General features: G+C 37.3%; 15 protein-coding genes. 5 read left to right on the forward strand and 10 right to left on the reverse strand.

Annotation, left to right across the window (positions count from 1 at the left end):
- Positions 1 to 3: 3 nt before the first annotated feature.
- The gene (locus G440_RS0108645; RefSeq protein WP_026450942.1) at positions 4 to 1059 is read left to right on the forward strand and encodes an endonuclease/exonuclease/phosphatase family protein; all 1056 of its coding nucleotides are present in this window, start codon (positions 4 to 6) and stop codon (positions 1057 to 1059) included.
- 69 nt (positions 1060 to 1128) lie between these two features.
- Here G440_RS0108645 and G440_RS0108650 read toward each other — a convergent pair whose 3' ends face one another.
- From G440_RS0108650 to uvrC, 10 genes are all read right to left on the reverse strand, one after another.
- On the reverse strand, positions 1129 to 1569 hold the full coding sequence (locus G440_RS0108650; protein ID WP_026450943.1) for a hypothetical protein: 441 nt from the start codon (positions 1567 to 1569) through the stop codon (positions 1129 to 1131).
- A 99-nt stretch (positions 1570 to 1668) separates the two neighbouring features.
- A complete protein-coding gene (locus tag G440_RS0108655; RefSeq protein ID WP_026450944.1) occupies positions 1669 to 4302 on the reverse strand; it encodes a TonB-dependent receptor in 2634 nt (877 codons plus the stop codon).
- A 187-nt stretch (positions 4303 to 4489) separates the two neighbouring features.
- Positions 4490 to 5713: a M23 family metallopeptidase gene (locus G440_RS0108660; protein ID WP_026450945.1), complete on the reverse strand. Its 1224-nt coding sequence runs from the start codon at positions 5711 to 5713 to the stop codon at positions 4490 to 4492.
- Between the two features lie 30 nt (positions 5714 to 5743).
- A complete protein-coding gene (locus tag G440_RS0108665; RefSeq protein ID WP_026450946.1) occupies positions 5744 to 6517 on the reverse strand; it encodes a DUF3108 domain-containing protein in 774 nt (257 codons plus the stop codon).
- 104 nt (positions 6518 to 6621) lie between these two features.
- Complete coding sequence (gene hppD, locus G440_RS0108670) at positions 6622 to 7782, reverse strand: 4-hydroxyphenylpyruvate dioxygenase (RefSeq protein ID WP_026450947.1); 1161 nt, start codon at positions 7780 to 7782, stop codon at positions 6622 to 6624.
- 93 nt (positions 7783 to 7875) lie between these two features.
- The gene (locus G440_RS0108675; RefSeq protein WP_026450948.1) at positions 7876 to 8184 is read right to left on the reverse strand and encodes a type II toxin-antitoxin system RelE/ParE family toxin; all 309 of its coding nucleotides are present in this window, start codon (positions 8182 to 8184) and stop codon (positions 7876 to 7878) included.
- On the reverse strand, positions 8154 to 8396 hold the full coding sequence (locus tag G440_RS0108680; protein WP_026450949.1) for a hypothetical protein: 243 nt from the start codon (positions 8394 to 8396) through the stop codon (positions 8154 to 8156). The genes G440_RS0108675 and G440_RS0108680 overlap by 31 nt, the downstream gene beginning before the upstream one ends.
- Positions 8397 to 8477: 81 nt before the next feature.
- The gene (locus G440_RS0108685) at positions 8478 to 9641 is read right to left on the reverse strand and encodes a homogentisate 1,2-dioxygenase (protein WP_026450950.1); all 1164 of its coding nucleotides are present in this window, start codon (positions 9639 to 9641) and stop codon (positions 8478 to 8480) included.
- 161 nt (positions 9642 to 9802) lie between these two features.
- A complete protein-coding gene (locus G440_RS0108690) occupies positions 9803 to 12034 on the reverse strand; it encodes a patatin-like phospholipase family protein (RefSeq protein ID WP_026450951.1) in 2232 nt (743 codons plus the stop codon).
- Between the two features lie 23 nt (positions 12035 to 12057).
- Complete coding sequence (gene uvrC / locus G440_RS19705) at positions 12058 to 13899, reverse strand: excinuclease ABC subunit UvrC (protein WP_051285239.1); 1842 nt, start codon at positions 13897 to 13899, stop codon at positions 12058 to 12060.
- A 132-nt stretch (positions 13900 to 14031) separates the two neighbouring features.
- Between uvrC and G440_RS0108700 the strand changes: the two genes are divergently transcribed.
- The 4 genes from G440_RS0108700 to G440_RS0108715 all read left to right on the forward strand — a co-directional run bounded on the left by G440_RS0108700 (position 14032) and on the right by G440_RS0108715 (position 17484).
- Positions 14032 to 14904 carry an ATP-grasp domain-containing protein gene (locus G440_RS0108700; protein WP_026450952.1) on the forward strand — a complete coding sequence of 291 codons (873 nt, stop codon included), beginning with the start codon at positions 14032 to 14034 and terminating at the stop codon, positions 14902 to 14904.
- 302 nt (positions 14905 to 15206) lie between these two features.
- Complete coding sequence (locus G440_RS0108705) at positions 15207 to 15632, forward strand: ATP-dependent zinc protease family protein (protein ID WP_026450953.1); 426 nt, start codon at positions 15207 to 15209, stop codon at positions 15630 to 15632.
- Positions 15629 to 16501: a 30S ribosomal protein S6--L-glutamate ligase gene (gene rimK, locus G440_RS0108710; protein WP_026450954.1), complete on the forward strand. Its 873-nt coding sequence runs from the start codon at positions 15629 to 15631 to the stop codon at positions 16499 to 16501. The genes G440_RS0108705 and rimK overlap by 4 nt, the downstream gene beginning before the upstream one ends.
- A gap of 2 nt (positions 16502 to 16503) precedes the next feature.
- Positions 16504 to 17484, forward strand: coding sequence for a succinylglutamate desuccinylase/aspartoacylase family protein (locus tag G440_RS0108715; protein WP_026450955.1), 981 nt, complete (start codon positions 16504 to 16506; stop codon positions 17482 to 17484).
- Positions 17485 to 17701 lie beyond the last annotated feature (217 nt).

The raw sequence follows: 17701 nt of genomic DNA on the forward strand, positions 1-17701 counted from the left end.
CACATGAAAACTGACTTGTACTTTTTAGCAATATTCATTCTTTTTATAGCTTCTTCTTTTGGACAGAACAAGAAGGAATACAAAATAATTACGGTCGCATTTTATAATGTTGAAAACCTTTTTGACTATGAGGACGATCCCCTCACCTTTGACGATGATCGTACTCCAGAAGGAAAAGATCATTGGACCAAAGAAATTTATGAGGCAAAAGTGAAGAATATAGCAAAAGTGATTGCCGATATTGGGCAGGATCTTACCCAAACCTCACCTGCAATAATAGGGCTTTGCGAAGTAGAAAACCGACGTGTTCTCGAAGATCTTGCAAACGACCCAGCTCTTTTAGAAAAAGATTATGGTATGGTTCACTTTGACAGCCCAGACCGCCGGGGAATTGATGTGGCACTCCTATATAAAAAAAAATTGTTCACCCCTTCAAACTACAAAGCGCATGAACTTCTTCTCTACCAAGATCACAATAGAAGTAAACGTATTTATACACGCGATCAGCTTTTAGTAAGCGGGATGTTGGATGGGGAAAAAATACATTTTATTGTCAATCACTGGCCATCTCGATACGGTGGCGAAGAGCGGAGTCGCCCAAAAAGATTGAAAGCCGCAGCACTTAATAAAAGGATAATAGATTCTCTTTTCAGTGAAGATCCCTATGCTAAAATCATTACTATGGGTGATATGAATGATGATCCCACAAGCCCGAGCATTAAGAGTGTTTTAAATGCAAAAAATGAAAGACAAGCCATGGGGCTAAAGGAATTGTATAATCCTATGGAGAATATGTATAAAAAAGGAATGGGCACTTTGGCGTATCGGGATGCCTGGAATCTTTTTGATCAAATGATAATTTCTACAGAACTGGCTAAAAAAGAGTATTCCTCTTATCGTTTTTACAAAGCTGGTATTTACAATAAAAACTATCTTGCCACTCCGCGCGGACAATATAAGGGTTATCCTTTTAGAAGCTTTGCAAATGGCTACACTGGTGGATATAGCGATCACTTTCCAGTATATATCTATTTAATAAAGGAGAAATTTTCAGAATAATATTATAAATAAAAATGGTAGGCTTACAAATAATCTGAGGCCTACCATTTTGTATTGATTAACTATCTTTTAAAACCACTGTCCCCAAGGAATACGGCTTAGCATCAATAGCAATGCTATGGTGTAAAATATAGAAAGGGTTTTAAATTTCTTGCTTGAAAGCAATTTTTTCTTGTGTTTTGAATATCCAATGGTAATAAAAACCACGGTTAGGATCATCACAAATGGATGTTCCACAGCGTAGAGACGTAATGTAGAATCCTTCATTACTACGCCCATTCCGTTAGTGGTTATGCTTTGTAAGCCCAAAGGCGAAACAAAATAAAGAATAAGCCCAATAAGCAGTTGAATATGAACAACAATTAGTGCAAAGAGTGAGATTCTAAAGTCTTTTGCACCGTATTCTCTTTTTGAAAAGAATCCAGCAAGTGCATTTAGCGTTGCGAGCACAACAATTAAAAGAACCAAATAGGCCCAATAAGAGTGAATGAATTGTAAGGTATTAGCCATAGTTTTTAAATGTTTTTAGAAGTTTCCCAAAGATAAGGTTTATAAACAAAAAAAATGCCCCAAAAGATTGGAGCATTTTTCTATATAAAGTAATCGATATTAAAAATTGTAACGAACACTAGCGTTCCAAGTTCTTTCAACACCATAATAGTATCCATAAGAATCTTTTTGGCCTAAGTAAATTTCATTTGTAACATTATAAACGTTTCCACGAATGGTAAAAGCATTTTTACCAAAGTCAAATTTGTAGGTAATCCCAAGATCCAATAAGCTATAAGGGCTTAAACGCTCGGCTTGGTACACTTCATTATTAAGAGCGGATTCTGTAACGTCTTCTGCATCCACAAAACCGTAAAGATCTGTATAGATGTTGTAAGCACCGTCTAAACTAAGTCCGCCAACAACGTTATAATTGAAACCAAAACCAAAAGAAGTCTGTGCAGCATTACCCACTTTAGTTCCCGTAAGATCAATCTTTCCTTCTTCTAATAATTCGTTAGTTTGGTCGGCTCTAGTTTGGAAAGGTGTTGTACCATCATATTTCCAGTTACCAATACTACCAAATGCTCTAATCATAAAGTCACTTGAGTATCTGTATTTTGCTTCAAATTCAAACCCTGTATGAAGTTGAGTAATACCTGTAAATCTCTGGTAACGATCAACTTGTTCTATTGGATCTGAAGAATCTGGATTTGCTCTAATAAATCCACCTGAAAGGAATCTGTTACCCCACTTAGTGTAATAACCATTCAAATCTAAGCTAAAGCTCCCAGCACGAAGTCTGTATCCAGCCTCAACTCCTAAAATTTCCTCGTTATCAATTTCATTTTCACCCTCAAGGATATAGTTTGAGTTTCTAATATCAGAGAAAATGTTATCTAGGAATGGTTGTCTAGAATAGTAACCAGCATTTGCAAATACAGTACTATTTTCAAGGAAAGTGTAACCCAAACCTCCTTTAAGGTTGTATCCAATTTTGTTAATTTTAGCAGATTTCCCAAGACCATCTACACCCTCAGTTTCTCTACCTGAAGCACGCCCTTCTCTTTGATAGCTCTGTGTAGAAACAGCTCCTTGCACAAAAGCAGAGAAATTATCATTTTTATATTCTGCTTGACCAAAACCACCGAAGTAATTTATAAATTCAGAATAATCATAGTTGAAACGCTGACCTTCATCGGCTGAGTTAAATAAAGAAGCCCAAGGACTAGCCTCAAAAGTTTCGCTAATTACGTAGTCTGGATCTCTGTCAGCATAATTTTGGTTTTCAGCATAACCCTGAAGACCTAAAAGATTGTTCATTTGGTACCAGTGGTTTCCTTTATAGAAACGTGTATCTATACCAACATTTACAGTAAAATTATCACTTACGGCACTCTCAAGGTTTGTTAGGAAACCATACCAATTGTGGTTGTTTACAGACATTCTTCTGGCTAAGGAACCACGTGAGTAACTTCCAATTCCATTTTCAGCACCAGCAATATTGCTGGCTTCAATAGCGTCAAAATTTACTTCCCCGTTATCATCATTCCTGATAATATTTCTAGAGCTACCTGCAGGACCTGTTCCTCCTCCACGACCCCAAGAGGCATAAAGCACAGAGGACAAGTTTGTTTTTTCACTAATATTCCAATCCCAGTTTAGGTTTGCAATAGGTTTGTGGTAATAATTTCTTCTCAGTGTAAATCTTTCACCATTGTAAAATCCAGAGTTGTCGTTATAGCGTCTTCCGTATTCTTCGTACTTCTCAAGTGATTTTGAAAAGTTTTGGTCGTGCCATTGTGGTGCACCAGTTAACAACAAGTTGAAGGAGTGCTTATCGTTAGGCACAAAACCAATTCCTATAAAATAGTTTTGTCCTTGACCTGCAGTGCCTTCAGCATACTTTTTATGCCCTTGCCAGTGATCCAATAAAAATGAGTAAGCCCATTTTCCTTGTAGTCCAGAATCGTAACTGATTGTTCCCTTTAAATAACTGTCGTTACCTGTCATGAAGCGAGCAAAACCGCCTTCTTTTCTTCCAGCAGCACGAGAAATGATATTAACAGTACCTCCAACTGAGGATATAGCCAATTTTGAAGACCCTAAACCACGTTGAACTTGGATTGCATTGGCAACGTCTGACATACCAGACCAGTTAGACCAGTACATTCTACCATCTTCCATTCCGTTAATTGGTTGTCCGTTTAAAAGGAATGCGGTATTTGTTTGGTCAAAACCACGTAAAAACATTTGCGAGTCACCAAAACCACCTGCTTGATTAGCAACGTAAACACTAGGAGTACTTTTTATAGCCTCTGGGAATTCTACGTTACCTACAGCTTTCGCTTGAATTTCTGCAGAAGTAATTGTTGAAACGGCAATAGGAGTTTGACGATCTCTAGCCAAATCTATAATCCCTCTTCCTACAATAACTACCTCATCAAGGGCATCAGAATCTGAAGTAACCTTAATGTTACCAAGACTTGCATTTCCATTCACAACTTTAAAGGAAACTTTTTCAACAGTATACCCTATGTATGAAATTGTAATTGTACCCGAATTGGCAGAAGTTTCTAATATGAAATTCCCATCAAAATCGGCAATAGCACCATTTGTAGTGCCAGTCTCAACCACATTGGCTCCTGCCAATGGATTGTTTGTTTCAGAATCAATTACAGTACCTGTAACCTTTCCTTGTGAAAAAGCGGAAAAACCGCCAATTAAAAAAACAAGAAGTAATAGTTTTCTCATGAGTTTGAGTTTTGGTTTAAATTTTCGGCAAAAGTACAATCTTTAATATCTTTAAACCAATAAATTTGATTAAGAAATATTTAAGATTGTCTGTTGTATCCAAAGATAAAATTTAAACCATAAAGCCTTGAGAATTCAAGCTTTAGTTAATAACAAGGTTATTAACATGTTATAGTGAAGTTAAAGTTTAAAATGTAATACAGTCCAATTCTTCCTTAAGCGGAAGCAATTCTGCAAAATATTGATCGTGCAATTCTTCCGGCAAGGGTTCCGAAAATGGTGTTTCTTCTTGAAAAGGATCTACCTGTTTTCCGTTTTTCCAAAAGCGATAACATACATGAGGACCACCTGTGTTGCCAGTCATTCCTATCCAACCAATAACATCGCCTTGGCTAACAAATTGCCCAACTTTAACCTTCCGTGCTTTCATATGAAGATATTGGGTCTCATAAGTACCGTTGTGCCGGATCTTTACATAATTGCCATTTCCGCCTCTATACTCAGATTTTGTAATTACACCATCGGCAGTCGCCAGAATAGGTGTTCCTATTGGAGCGGCAAAATCCGTCCCCTTGTGCGGACGAAGTTTAAAACCATAATATTTTATGCGTCTATTTAAATTATAACGGGAGGATATACGACTAAATTTTACAGGCGCCTTCAAAAATGCCCGCTTTAGGTTATTGGCTTGTTCATCATAATATCCTGAAATATTGTCTAAGGAATCCGAAGAGAAATTAAAAGCATAAAGCGGTTTGCCATGGTGCTCAAAATAGGCAGCCTTGATCTCGTGGAGTCCAGCTGGAATGGTATCATCTATAAATCTTTCTGTATAAATAACCTTAAACCGATCCCCTTTCTGTAGTTTAAAAAAGTTTATGGTCCAAGCATAAATGTTCGCTAGCTGATCCGTCATATTTGGACTTAAATTCTGCTCTTCCATAGTTGCAGAAAGCGAATTGCTAATAATCCCTGATGCCTCGCGCTCCTGATAGCGTATAGGTTTTTGATTATTATAGATGGAAATTTCATCACGAAAATCGACTACTGCATAATCGATTTTGTTGGTTTCATAGATAAAAACTTGCGTTTGATTAAGCGAGTCTTTTGAATTGAGTAATATATATGGTTTCCCAACACGAATTCTCCGCACATCAAAACTGTCGCGAAACTTTGTGGCAACTTCCATTATTTTATCATGAGATACACCGTTGGAATAAAGTATATCGCCAAAGGTATCACCCGAACGAATAGTGTCTCTAGTTACATTAAAATCATTAAAAATGTAGCCGTACTGCTGAATGATCGGTTCTTCAACAACCTCTTGGATTTCAGGTAGGTCGTCTTTTGTGTTTTCACAAGATGTTGTGAGTAGACTAAGTGTTAAAGCCAGTAAAATTAAATTCTTCAATCCAGGGGAGTTTTCGGTATTATAATTCTATTAATTCGCAATGATCTTGAATGAATGTTGCAAGCCTTTAAATTCAGTTAAGGTTGCCTTTAACGAACCTACCGCCAAATTGGCTTTTATAAGTAATGGTATTTTATTTTTATCATCACTTATCCAAACAGTTAGGCTTTCTTTTTCCTTAAAAACACGACCAGATTGAACATAAGGCCTAAAGACCAAAGTGCGAACGCGCCCAAAATTAGTATCTAAAACTTCTTTACCAAGGAATTTTAACCTGAATTTGTAATTTTCTTTGTCAAAAAACATATTCATTTCTACAACGTCACCTTCTTTTATGTTTTCAGTCTCTAATTTGTTTCGAAGAAAGTAGAAAGCAGAGATCATATCCTGCGTTTCTTTAGGAAACGAAAATTCACTCGTTTCATTGTGCTTTTTGTCAATTACACGCGCTTTATTATTGAAATGATCAAAATCTATTTGAAGATCTTTGGTATATCCACCTTCATCAATCTTCCGAATAAAACGGTAGGGGATATCCTTTTCTCTATCAATATAGGATTGATAATCGTCTTGGACATTAAAAAACCATTTTGAAAGACCCACGGTTTCACCATAACCGCGCACGTGAAAAACATCGTTTCCATTTACGGATGCGTTTTTTACCTGAAGGGTGGCATAGCCAGCAGTTACAAAACCATAGTGGACCCGGAATTTAAAAAATTCACCATCACCATAAGCTCTTTCCTGCGCAGAAAGAAAAAATATATTTCCAAAAATAAATAAAAGCACAAGTAGCTTCTTCATAAATTGAGACTTAGGACGTTTTTGAGATTAAAAATGCAACTTCCGTTCCAAAAAAATAAACCCCACCTTCCTTATGACGATGGGGTTTACTTATTGTTACCTTTTTACAATGTGCCTCTTTGCTCTTGTTCGCGTTCTATAGATTCAAAAAGCGCCTTAAAGTTTCCAGCTCCAAAACCTTTTGCCCCCATTCTCTGAATTATTTCGAAAAACAAAGTTGGACGGTCTTCCAAAGGTTTTGTGAATATTTGAAGTAGATATCCTTCTTCATCGGCATCTATCATAATGGAAAGATCGCGAAGTTCATTTAAATCTTCCTTCATCATTTTCATATGATCTCCTAAACGTTCTGGAATAGCATCATAGTAAGATTGCGGTGGAGGCGGTAAAAACTCAATTCCACGCTCTTTTAATTGGCTTACTGTTTTTATAATATCATCGGTTGCCACTGCTAAGTGCTGTACGCCCGCATCTTCGTAAAAGTCAAGATACTCCTCAATTTGTGACTTCTTGGCCGCTTTAGCAGGCTCATTAATTGGAAATTTTATACGCCCGTTGCCGTTACTCATCACCTTACTCATCAAAGCAGAATATTCGGTGTGAATTTGTTTATCGTCAAACGATAAAAAGTTTACAAAGCCCATCACTTCCTCATACCATTTTACCCATACGTCCATTTGGTTCCAGCCTACGTTACCTACCATATGGTCAATATATTTTAAACCGGTTGATGTAGGATTGTAATCACTTTTCCATGCACGGAAACCGGGCAAAAATGTTCCATTATAGTTTTTTCGTTCCACAAACATGTGCACGGTTTCACCATACGTGTAAATCCCACTTCGCACTACTTCCCCGTGTTCATCTTTTTCAACCTTAGGTTCCATATATGATTTGGCACCGCGTTTGGTAGTTTCTTCGTAAGCACTTCTCGCATCTTCCACCCAAAGTGCAATTACTTTTACACCGTCACCATGTTTTACAATATGGTCATTTATGGGAGATTTACTGTTTAAAGGGGTGGTTAGCACAAGAGTTATCTTGTCCTGTTTCAATACATAGCTCACAGAATCACGCGATCCTGTTTCCAGCCCTTTATATGCATAGGATTGAAATCCGAATGCTGTTTTATAGAAATGGGCACTTTGTTTCGCGTTACCCACGTAGAACTCTACATAATCTGTTCCTAATAATGGCAGAAAGTCTTCTGCGCCTTCAAAAATCTTCTCCAGTCCATAATCGACCGATTTTACGTCTTTACTCATAATTTACTTTTTCTAAAAATTCTATTTTTATTTACTAATTAATTTAGAAGATTTTCGATAAGAATATCTTCATTTAATCACTTAAACGATTATTTATTTATATCCCTTCAAATTAAAGCCATAAGGATCCTGTCGCGTATCCCAAACCTTTAACACTTCAATATACTCTTCACGAATTCTATACACTAATTTAAAATCTTTCACTATTTGAATCCGAACATTCGTGATGTTAGTCTCAATTCCAGCAAAAGGGAAAATTGCCACAATTTTTATAGTATCATTAAATAATAACTCCAATTTTTCTGCATATAACGCGGATTGGTTTCTATTGGTCCAATATTCAAAAATAGAGAGTTTATCCCTAGTGGCGGCTAAAGTCCAACGGATTTCTCTTGAAACCATTTAGCTATCAATTTTTCAGATTCTTTTTGCGTGAAATATCTACCGTTATCTGCATCATCTATCGCTTCATTAACCTGTTTGAGTTCGTTTGATGAAAATTCATAAACTTTGTCAATTTTTTTTTCAGTAGAAATCAAATTATAGATTTCATTCAAAACAGTTTCGTCCTCTATGGAGTTTACTCTATCTATTATTTTCTGTTTTACTGTCATACTTTGTGTTCTTTGTTCAAATATTTACAACTAGAATTTAAGATTTACAGAAATTGTCAAAGTGCTGCCAACTGCACACTGCTACTCTTTTTCCAGCCAACTTTGATAATACGTACCGTCCGATAGTTTCAATCCATCTTCAGTAACCTGCAAGGGTTTAAAAGTATCTACCATTACTGCCAATTCTTCCGTTTCGGTTTTACCTATACTTCTTTCGGCAGCACCTGGATGTGGTCCATGCACAATACCTGCTGGGTGTAATGTTATATACCCAGGTTTAATATCGTTTCGGCTCATAAAATCACCATCTACATAATAAAGCACCTCGTCACTATCAATATTACTATGATTGTATGGCGCAGGTATGCTATTTGGATGATAGTCAAATAAACGCGGAACAAAACTACAAATTACCATAGCACTTGTCTCAAAGGTTTGGTGCACTGGTGGCGGTTGATGAATGCGTCCCGTAATAGGCTCAAAATCGTGGATAGACAATGCATACGGAAAATTGTATCCATCATATCCCACTACATCAAAAGGATGCTTGGCATAAACCATTTCAAAAATATCATCTTGCTTTTTCACCTTCACTAAAAACTCACCTTTTTCGTTATGGGTTTCCAATTCCTGTGGTTTGCGGATATCCCGCTCGCAAAAAGGAGAATGTTCCAACAACTGGCCAAACCAATTTCTATAACGTTTTGGTGTATAAATTGGGTTTCGCGATTCAACGATAAGAAGTCGGTTGTCTTCGGTATCAAAATCTATTTGGTAAATAACTCCTCGGGGAACTAAAAGATAGTCGCCGTATTTGAAATCTAGATTCCCTAAAAAAGTACGCAGTTTTCCCGAGCCTTTATGGATGAAGAGAAGTTCATCGGCATCTGTATTTTTATAAAAATAATTTTTTAATGATTGCTGTGGAGCAGCAAGAATAATACTGCAGTCGCTATTGGTAAGCACTGTTTTCCGACTATCCAGATAATCATTTTCAGGTTTTACGTCAAATCCTTTTAGTTTGAGCGACTCCATGTTGTTAGCGCGTGCAATCTTAGGAGCAACATGATATTGTTTCTTAATTTCCTTTACTTGGGTGGGTCTGTTTTCGTGGTAAATGTTACTATACATTCCATCAAAACCCACGGTTCCGAAAAGTTCTTCGGAATAAAGGCTTCCATCTGGTTTTCGAAATTGCGTGTGGCGTTTGGGCGGGATTTTACCCAGTTTATGATAAAAAGGCATCTTTTGAGATTATTAGGTTAATGAGATATTGAGTTACTGATCAATCAACAACTATTAGATTGAGACATTAAATCCCACCTAATAACTTAAAAATCAATAAACTTAATTACTCTTCCCTACAAATATCGTAAAAATATTGGAGCTAAACCTTCAAGATTATGCTAAAACCTATATCCCAAGGCTACATACCATTCGCCTTTGTCCAGTTCGGGAGAATAGGCATATTTGATTTCCATGGGACCTAAAATTGTTTCCAGACCGTAGCCCATCGCATAGGCTGAATAATTTACCCCATCTATCCATTTACCCTTTTCAAAAAGATCGTTGCCAACATTGGCAATATTCGCACTAATATTCAAATGGTTTTTTTTGAAAATTTCATAATCAAAGGTCAGTGTGGTTTTAAGGTAGGTATTTCCACGAATCGAAATCGCATCATAACCCAAAAAAGGAATTATATTATTCATCTCCTTAAATCCATAGCCACCAAGAGCAAAATCCAATGTAGTTGTTTCGGTCCCGCCCAATTTAAATCCACCCTCAGTAGTTAAATGTCCCGATAGGTTTCCGAAAATTTTATGAGCATAGCCTATTTTAGCTTTCGCCACTGAAAAAGGTTCAAAATCCTTATTTCTGCCGTTTGCAAGGAGGTACCAATGAAAATCTCCTGAAAAGTAAGCGCCACTTTTTGGAAAAAAGCTATTGTCATAAGTATCATATTTCAAAAACCCATAAGTACTGTAATAATTGGTACTCTCAAAAACGGTACGAGGCAAATTATTGGAATCAGTTCCTATAGTTTCAGAGAGATAACGGAGATATTTATGTTCTCCTCCAACTCCAAAAACAAAAGTTCTTCGGAAGAGTGTTTGAAAATAAAGCTGGTTTGTGAAATCGCTGTAATTGATCGATAATTTATTTATGGGAAGACTAAGTTCTGATTCCATATCTACGCCGACAAAACTCAATGGAACATCGGTTTCAAAAAAGTGGTATTTTGAATTGAAACCCACACTCCAATAGAAACCTTTATCAATATAATATTCAAAATTATAACGAAGGTTGTCGCCAACAATAAGATCTAATGAAGCAATGTCATTATTGGTCAGAAGTCGTTTTTTAGTAATATTTACTAATGCCGCCGTTTTAAATAGATTGTCATAATGCGCAGCAAAACGCAAGGACATCGACGATTTATTTTCCCTTAACTGTAATAGCAACGTATTTTGACCACTTTCATCTTCATAAAATTTATAATTGATATCTTGAAAGTTCCCTGTTGCAGAAAGATTGTTGATTCCTTCCGTAAAATATTTGTAAGTGACTTTATCCGGAGTGCGCAATTTAAGTTTACCCAATACATAACTTCTTGAGTATTCTTCGTTTCCTTCAATTTTTACATCCTTTATATAAATAGTATCTCGCTTTTCGAATTTAATTTCCTTCTTTTTTACAGGCTTTTGTTTTGATGCAATGTCTTGAAGTTGTTTTCGGTAAGCTTCCGTTGCAACAACACCAGATTCCACGATGTTCCTACCTGCACTAAAAGAGACCACTGAAAAATCCTTAATATTTGGATGGATATACACATCGGTTTCTTTACGTTTTTCAATCATATCATTAATAGTGCGGTAATTGTTAATCTGCACTAAAACATCAAGTGCAGATCTAAGTTTATCTCGGGTTTTAAGACTGTCCTGAACATCAACGCCAATAATAAGATCCATGCCTTTGGCTTTCACCTCGCCTACTGGATAATTATTGACCACTCCACCATCAATCAAAACTTGGTCTTTAATGATAACGGGACTAAAAAGCGAGGGTAAAGCTCCACTGGCTGAAACCGCCCGAGGCAGATAACCGTGATTCAAAATAACCTGCTTCCCAGTTTCAACATTGGTGGCAATGCAAAAAAATGGAATTGGCAACTTGCTGAAATCTGAAATACTACTCACATGGCCCGTCAATCTTGAAAGCAAATTGTAAACATTCTGACCCTTAGAAAGTCCTGAAGGAAATCCAATTCTAAACTTATCAAAAGGGAGCACCAAGGCATATTTTTCAGCTTCCTGTTTTTCATAAAATGTTTTTGCACTTCGCGGAACTTTATCCTGTATTAAAGTGCTAAAATCAGTTTGGCTAAAAATACTGTCTAATTGTTTGGCAGAATATCCCGAGGCATAAAGTGCTCCAATGATAGCTCCCATACTGGTTCCGCCAATATAATCTATGCGCACTCCCGCTTCCTCTATCACTTTTAGAGCTCCTATATGGGCCAATCCTTTTGCTCCACCGCCACTGAGCACGAGCCCTACCTTTAAATCCTTTTGCTGCTCCTGCGAAAAGGAAAAAGTGGATATTATTAGGAATACTATAAAAAGTATTTTTTTCATTATCGATGTTTCGTTTATCTCTTTTAGTCCTGTTTCTCGTCTTCCTTTGGCTCTGCTTCCTTTTTATCAGATTTCGAATCACGAAAATGGGCAATCAATTTTTTTGCACGGCTCGGTCCCACAACTTCTGAAATCTCTTCAAAACTGGCAGATGCAATCCGTTTCGTGCTCTTAAACTGCTTTAACAATTCAACAATGGTTTTTTCACCAATACCTGAAATGGATTCCAACTCTGTGTTTAAAGCTTGTTTGCTGCGCTTGCTTCGGTGAAAGGTAATCCCAAAACGGTGCGCTTCATTTCGCAATTGCTGGATTATTTTTAAAGTCTCACTCTTTTTATCCAAGTATAGCGGAATGGGGTCGTCTGGGTAAAACAATTCTTCCAAACGCTTGGCAATGCCGATAATCGCGATTTTTCCGCGCAAGTTTAACTTGTCTAAACTTTTTAACGATGAAGAAAGCTGCCCCTTTCCTCCATCTATGATGATAAGCTGCGGCAATGGTTGCTCTTCTTCCAGCAATCTTTTATACCGGCGATATACAACTTCTTCCATCGAAGCAAAATCGTCCGGCCCCACGACGGTTTTAATATTGAATTTACGATAATCCTTCTTACTCGGTTTTCCATTTTTAAAAACTACACAAGCTGCAACGGGGTTTGTTCCTTGAATATTACTATTGTCAAAACACTCAATATGTCGCGGTTCTTCAGAAAGTCGAAGATCTTTTTTCATCTGCGCCATAATCCGTTTCTCGTGCCGATCTGGATCTACAATTTTTGCTTGTTTGAATTTCTCCATTCGGAAATATTTCGCATTTCGCTCCGAAAGATTCAAGATTGCCTTTTTATCGCCCAACTTTGGTACGTGTACTTTTATCTCTTCCCCAAGCTCCACTTCAAAAGGCGTATAAATTTCTTTTGAAAGCGAATTAAAACGTTGTCGTAATTCAACAATTGCCAACTGAAGCAACTCTTCATCAGTTTCATCCAATTTCTTTTTTATTTCCAAGGTGTGCGATCGGATAATGGCACCATGAGACAGCTGAAGGAAATTTACATACCCATAGCTTTCATCTGAAATAATTGAAAACACATCAACATTGTTTATTTTTGGATTAACCACTGTCGATTTGCTTTGATAGTTTTCCAAAATATCAATTTTTTCCTTGACGCGCTGTGCCTCTTCAAATTTTAAATCGGCGGCCAAGGCTTTCATTTGGCTTTTAAATTTATGTAAGGAATCTTTAAAGTTTCCCTTCACAATATTTCGAATGGCTTCAATATTTTCGTGATATTCCTTTTCGGAAAACAATCCTTCGCAAGGCCCCAAACAATTGCCTAGATGATATTCCAGACACACCTTATATTTTCCGGCTCTAATTTTTTCTTCGGAAAGATCATAATTGCAAGTGCGCAACGGATACAAGCCTTTAATTAAGTCCAATAAGGTATGCACGGTTTTCATGCTGGTGTAGGGCCCAAAATATTCTGAACCGTCCTTAATCATTCTACGGGTAGAGAAAACTCTCGGGAAACGCTCGTTTTTAATGCAGATCCACGGATAACTTTTATCATCTTTCAACAAAACGTTATAGCGCGGCTGATATTTTTTTATCAGATTGTTTTCCAACAGCAGCGCATCCGTTTCCGTTTGTACCACAATATGCTTTACGGTATCGATTTTTTTTACAAGAATTCTTGTTTTGCCGTTGTCCTGTTGTTTATTAAAATAGGAAGAAACCCGTTTTTTCAGGTTTTTAGCCTTCCCCACATATAGCAGTTTCCCGTCTTTATCATAGTATTGATAAACACCTGGTGAATCGGGAAGTGTGGAAATTTGAAGCGTTAAGGAAGCATTTGCCATAGCTCAAAGATAATGGATTGTAAATTTTATTAGACCTAGTTTTACAAAGCAATATGTTAATTATGGATTTATCTTTTACAGGTTCCATGCACTACCACCTTTTTGATTAAATTGCGCCATCAATAATCAACTATGAACATTGCCATTTTATCCCGTGGAGAAGCACTTTACTCCACAAAAAGCTTGCTAAATGCTGGGAAAGCAAGAAATCATTCTATGGAAGTTTTGGATCCTTCCTATTGCAATCTGGCCATTGAAAACGGAAAAGCATCACTCTATTATCAAAATGAATTAGTTAAGAATCTCCACGCAATCATTCCCAGAATTGGTGCTTCAAATACGTATTATGGAACTAACGTAGTTCGTCATTTTGAGGCTATGAATTTATTTTCAGTAGTTTCTTCTGAAGGAATAAGTAACAGCCGCGATAAATGGACGTGTTTTCAAATTTTGGCCAAACACCAAATTCCTGTGCCAAAAACATTTTTCGCTTCCTATTTTGAATTTGAGGAGCAATTGAAAACTTTTAATGACAAACCAATCATCATCAAACTTTTAGAGGGAACCCACGGGGAAGGGGTGATTCTTACCGAAAGTCCACAAAATGCCTTGGCAACCATAGAGACATTAAATGCCGCCGGAGTTAAATTTCTACTTCAGGAATATATTGAAGAAGCCAAAGGTACCGATATAAGAGCGATTGTTGTTGATGGCTTTGTAGTTGCGGCAATGAAACGAAAATCCAAGGCTGGCGATTTCCGCAGTAACCTGCATCGCGGAGGTACTTCAGAAATTATTGAGCTTTCTTCCGCAGAAGAAAAAATAGCTATAAAAGCAGCCAAAGCAATGGGACTTGGGTTTTGTGGTGTAGATATCCTGCAATCCAAAAACGGACCTCTTGTTTTAGAAATCAACAGTACTCCGGGATTGGAAGGCATTGAAAACACTTCAGGAAAAAATGTTTCTAAAAGCGTCATTGGGTTTATTGAACGGAATAAAAAGTAGCAGTTTTCAGTTGCAGTGGTCAGTGGTCAGTGGTCAGTGGTCAGTGGTCAGTGGTCAGTGGTCAAAAATTAAAATAAGTTGGCGGCTTTACAACTTTGCGCGATAAAAAAGCAGCATTATTTAGTATTCAAAATTTATAACCTTGACGTCCATGCGTTGTCGGCAGGTAGGTGACTTTGTGCGAGATAAAAAGTAGCAGTTTTCAAATAAAATTTAATTTGAATTAGTTTTAGTCGGTTTTCGATTTCGATTTCGATTTCGATTTCATTTTCATACCTTGCAATTATAAAACCCCTAAAGCATTGAAAATAAATATAGGCAGAATTGATAAAGCAGATTTTCCATTGCTAAATCTCTTTGATATTGAAGTAAAAATAGATACTGGAGCATACACCTCTTCCATTCATTGTAGAAATATAAAAGTGGAAGACAACTACCTAAGATGTATTTTTTTAGACCAAGAACATCCCAGTTATCACGAAAGGGAAATCATTTTTGACGAATATGACGTAAAGGTCGTAAAAAGTAGCAATGGCCAATCTGAAGCCAGATATAGAATTAAAACAGAAATCGTTCTTTTCGGAAAAACACAACCCATTTATTTAACATTAAGCGACCGTGAAGAAATGCGTTTTCCTGCACTTCTAGGACGAAGTTTTTTAAGTAAAAAATACATGGTTGACATTAACAAAACCAATCTTTCCTTCAAACTAAAAACCAAAAAATGAAAATCAGGATATTATCGTCTAATGCAAATTTATATTCCACCAAACGTCTTGTGGAAGCGGCTAAAGCAAGAAAGCATGACGTGGAGATAATAAACCATGCCAAGTGCGATATCGTAATTGAAAAGAAGAACCCGGTAATTATTTACAAAGGCCATAAACTGGACCATACCGACGCTGTTATCCCGCGTATTGGAGCTTCAGTAACTTTTTATGGAACAGCCGTGGTGCGACAGTTTGAGATGATGCGCGTTTTTACAACCACAGAATCCCAGGCGCTGGTTCGTTCCCGAGATAAACTGCGAAGTTTGCAGATACTCTCCCGTGCCGGATTGGGATTACCGAAAACGGTCTTTACCAACTATTCCAAAAACGTAGAGGAAATCGTAGATCAAGCCGGTGGTGCGCCCGTTATCATTAAGTTGTTGGAAGGAACACAAGGGATAGGCGTTATATTGGTGGAAACCCGAAAAGCGGCAGAATCTGTGATTGAAGCTTTCAACAACCTGCAAGCCCGCGTGATTGTTCAAGAATTTATAAAGGAAGCCGGCGGTGCAGATATCCGTGCCTTTATTGTGGACGGACAGGTTGTTGGCGCCATGAAACGACAAGGGAAAGAAGGTGAATTTAGAAGTAATTTACACCGTGGCGGATCGGCTTCAGTGATAAAGCTTACCGATGAAGAAGAAACCGCCGCCCTTAAAGCTGCCAAAGCCATGGGCCTTGGGATTGCGGGAGTAGATATGCTCCAATCTTCTCGTGGCCCTTTGATCTTAGAGGTGAATTCCTCCCCAGGTTTGGAAGGAATAGAGACTGCAACAGGCAAGGACATTGCAAATACAATCATAAAATATATTGAACGGAACGTGTAAGTATGGCCAAAAAAGAAGAACGTGATATCGTTATTTTAAATGAACGCATCGCTTTGGGCGAAAGCCGCACGGTAGATTTTAGCATTGCGAAACTCTACACCTCAACAAAGGTTGAAATCCCGATTATTATAGAACGTTCAAAAATTCCCGGACCAACGGTTTTGATTACGGCTGCAATTCATGGCGATGAAATAAACGGTGTTGAAATTGTGCGTCAGCTTATTGCCCGAAAATTGAACAAGCCAAAACGAGGGACTATTATCTGTATTCCTATCTTAAACGTTTTTGGATTTTTGAATGGCGATCGTTCATTTCCTGATGGAAGGGACCTCAACAGAGTTTTTCCTGGAACCAAATCGGGGTCTTTGGCAAGCCGAGTGGCATATCATTTTACTAAAAAGATTTTACCGCACGCCGATTATTGTTTAGACTTTCATACAGGTGGCGCAAGTAGATTTAATGCAGCGCAAATTAGAATAAAACCTGGCGACGAAAAATTGCTAGAACTCGCAAAGGTTTTTAATGCTCCTTTTACGGTCTATTCTAATACACTTGATAAATCATACCGCAATACCTGCCAAAAGATGGGAATACCAGCTTTACTTTTTGAAGGAGGAAAAAGCCAAGAAAGCAATAAGCACATTGCCAAGGAAGGTGTTGATGGCATATTGCGATTCCTGGAACACTTGGATATGTTGGGTAAAAAACTACCTGCTCCAGCACCAAACTCAAAAACAGTTATAATTGAAAAAAGCAAATGGATTCGCGCGCACCGAAGTGGTTTACTCCACGTAAAAGTTGATTGCAACAAACACGTAGAAAAAGGCGAGTTCCTTGCAACAATTACCGATCCGTACGGAAAAATGCGATTTAAAGTCACCTCCCCTAACGAAGGTTACATCATCAATGTAAATCAGTCGCCCATTGTAAATCAAGGAGATGCTATTTTTCATATCTCCACTTTAAATACTGTAGACAACTAAGGTCAGGAATTGTAGGATTGAGATTTTAGCCTCGATTATTAGCAATAAAATCATAAAATTCTATTAATTTAAAGTTAATGATGGTCTTTTAATTGTCAGTGTTTCCTGATGCCATTAGATTTGAACTTTTCTGGATTGTACCTAAAAAATTTAGGGTCGCTGGCTTTAAGTGAATTGCCTATTTTTCAATCCTAATTAATCAAATTTGATATTAATT

The organism is Aequorivita capsosiphonis DSM 23843 (assembly GCF_000429125.1).
GTDB classification, from domain to species: domain Bacteria; phylum Bacteroidota; class Bacteroidia; order Flavobacteriales; family Flavobacteriaceae; genus Aequorivita; species Aequorivita capsosiphonis.

Bases quoted from the DNA above. Each gene is read 5' to 3' on its own strand.
- G440_RS0108645 (WP_026450942.1), top strand. From the start codon at position 4: ATGAAAACTGACTTGTACTTTTTAGCAATATTCATTCTTTTTATAGCT.
- G440_RS0108650 (WP_026450943.1), bottom strand. From the start codon at position 1,569: ATGGCTAATACCTTACAATTCATTCACTCTTATTGGGCCTATTTGGTT.
- G440_RS0108655 (WP_026450944.1), bottom strand. From the start codon at position 4,302: ATGAGAAAACTATTACTTCTTGTTTTTTTAATTGGCGGTTTTTCCGCT.
- G440_RS0108665 (WP_026450946.1), bottom strand. From the start codon at position 6,517: ATGAAGAAGCTACTTGTGCTTTTATTTATTTTTGGAAATATATTTTTT.
- hppD (WP_026450947.1), bottom strand. From the start codon at position 7,782: ATGAGTAAAGACGTAAAATCGGTCGATTATGGACTGGAGAAGATTTTT.
- G440_RS0108675 (WP_026450948.1), bottom strand. From the start codon at position 8,184: ATGGTTTCAAGAGAAATCCGTTGGACTTTAGCCGCCACTAGGGATAAA.
- G440_RS0108680 (WP_026450949.1), bottom strand. From the start codon at position 8,396: ATGACAGTAAAACAGAAAATAATAGATAGAGTAAACTCCATAGAGGAC.
- G440_RS0108685 (WP_026450950.1), bottom strand. From the start codon at position 9,641: ATGCCTTTTTATCATAAACTGGGTAAAATCCCGCCCAAACGCCACACG.
- G440_RS0108690 (WP_026450951.1), bottom strand. From the start codon at position 12,034: ATGAAAAAAATACTTTTTATAGTATTCCTAATAATATCCACTTTTTCC.
- uvrC (WP_051285239.1), bottom strand. From the start codon at position 13,899: ATGGCAAATGCTTCCTTAACGCTTCAAATTTCCACACTTCCCGATTCA.
- G440_RS0108700 (WP_026450952.1), top strand. From the start codon at position 14,032: ATGAACATTGCCATTTTATCCCGTGGAGAAGCACTTTACTCCACAAAA.
- rimK (WP_026450954.1), top strand. From the start codon at position 15,629: ATGAAAATCAGGATATTATCGTCTAATGCAAATTTATATTCCACCAAA.
- G440_RS0108715 (WP_026450955.1), top strand. From the start codon at position 16,504: ATGGCCAAAAAAGAAGAACGTGATATCGTTATTTTAAATGAACGCATC.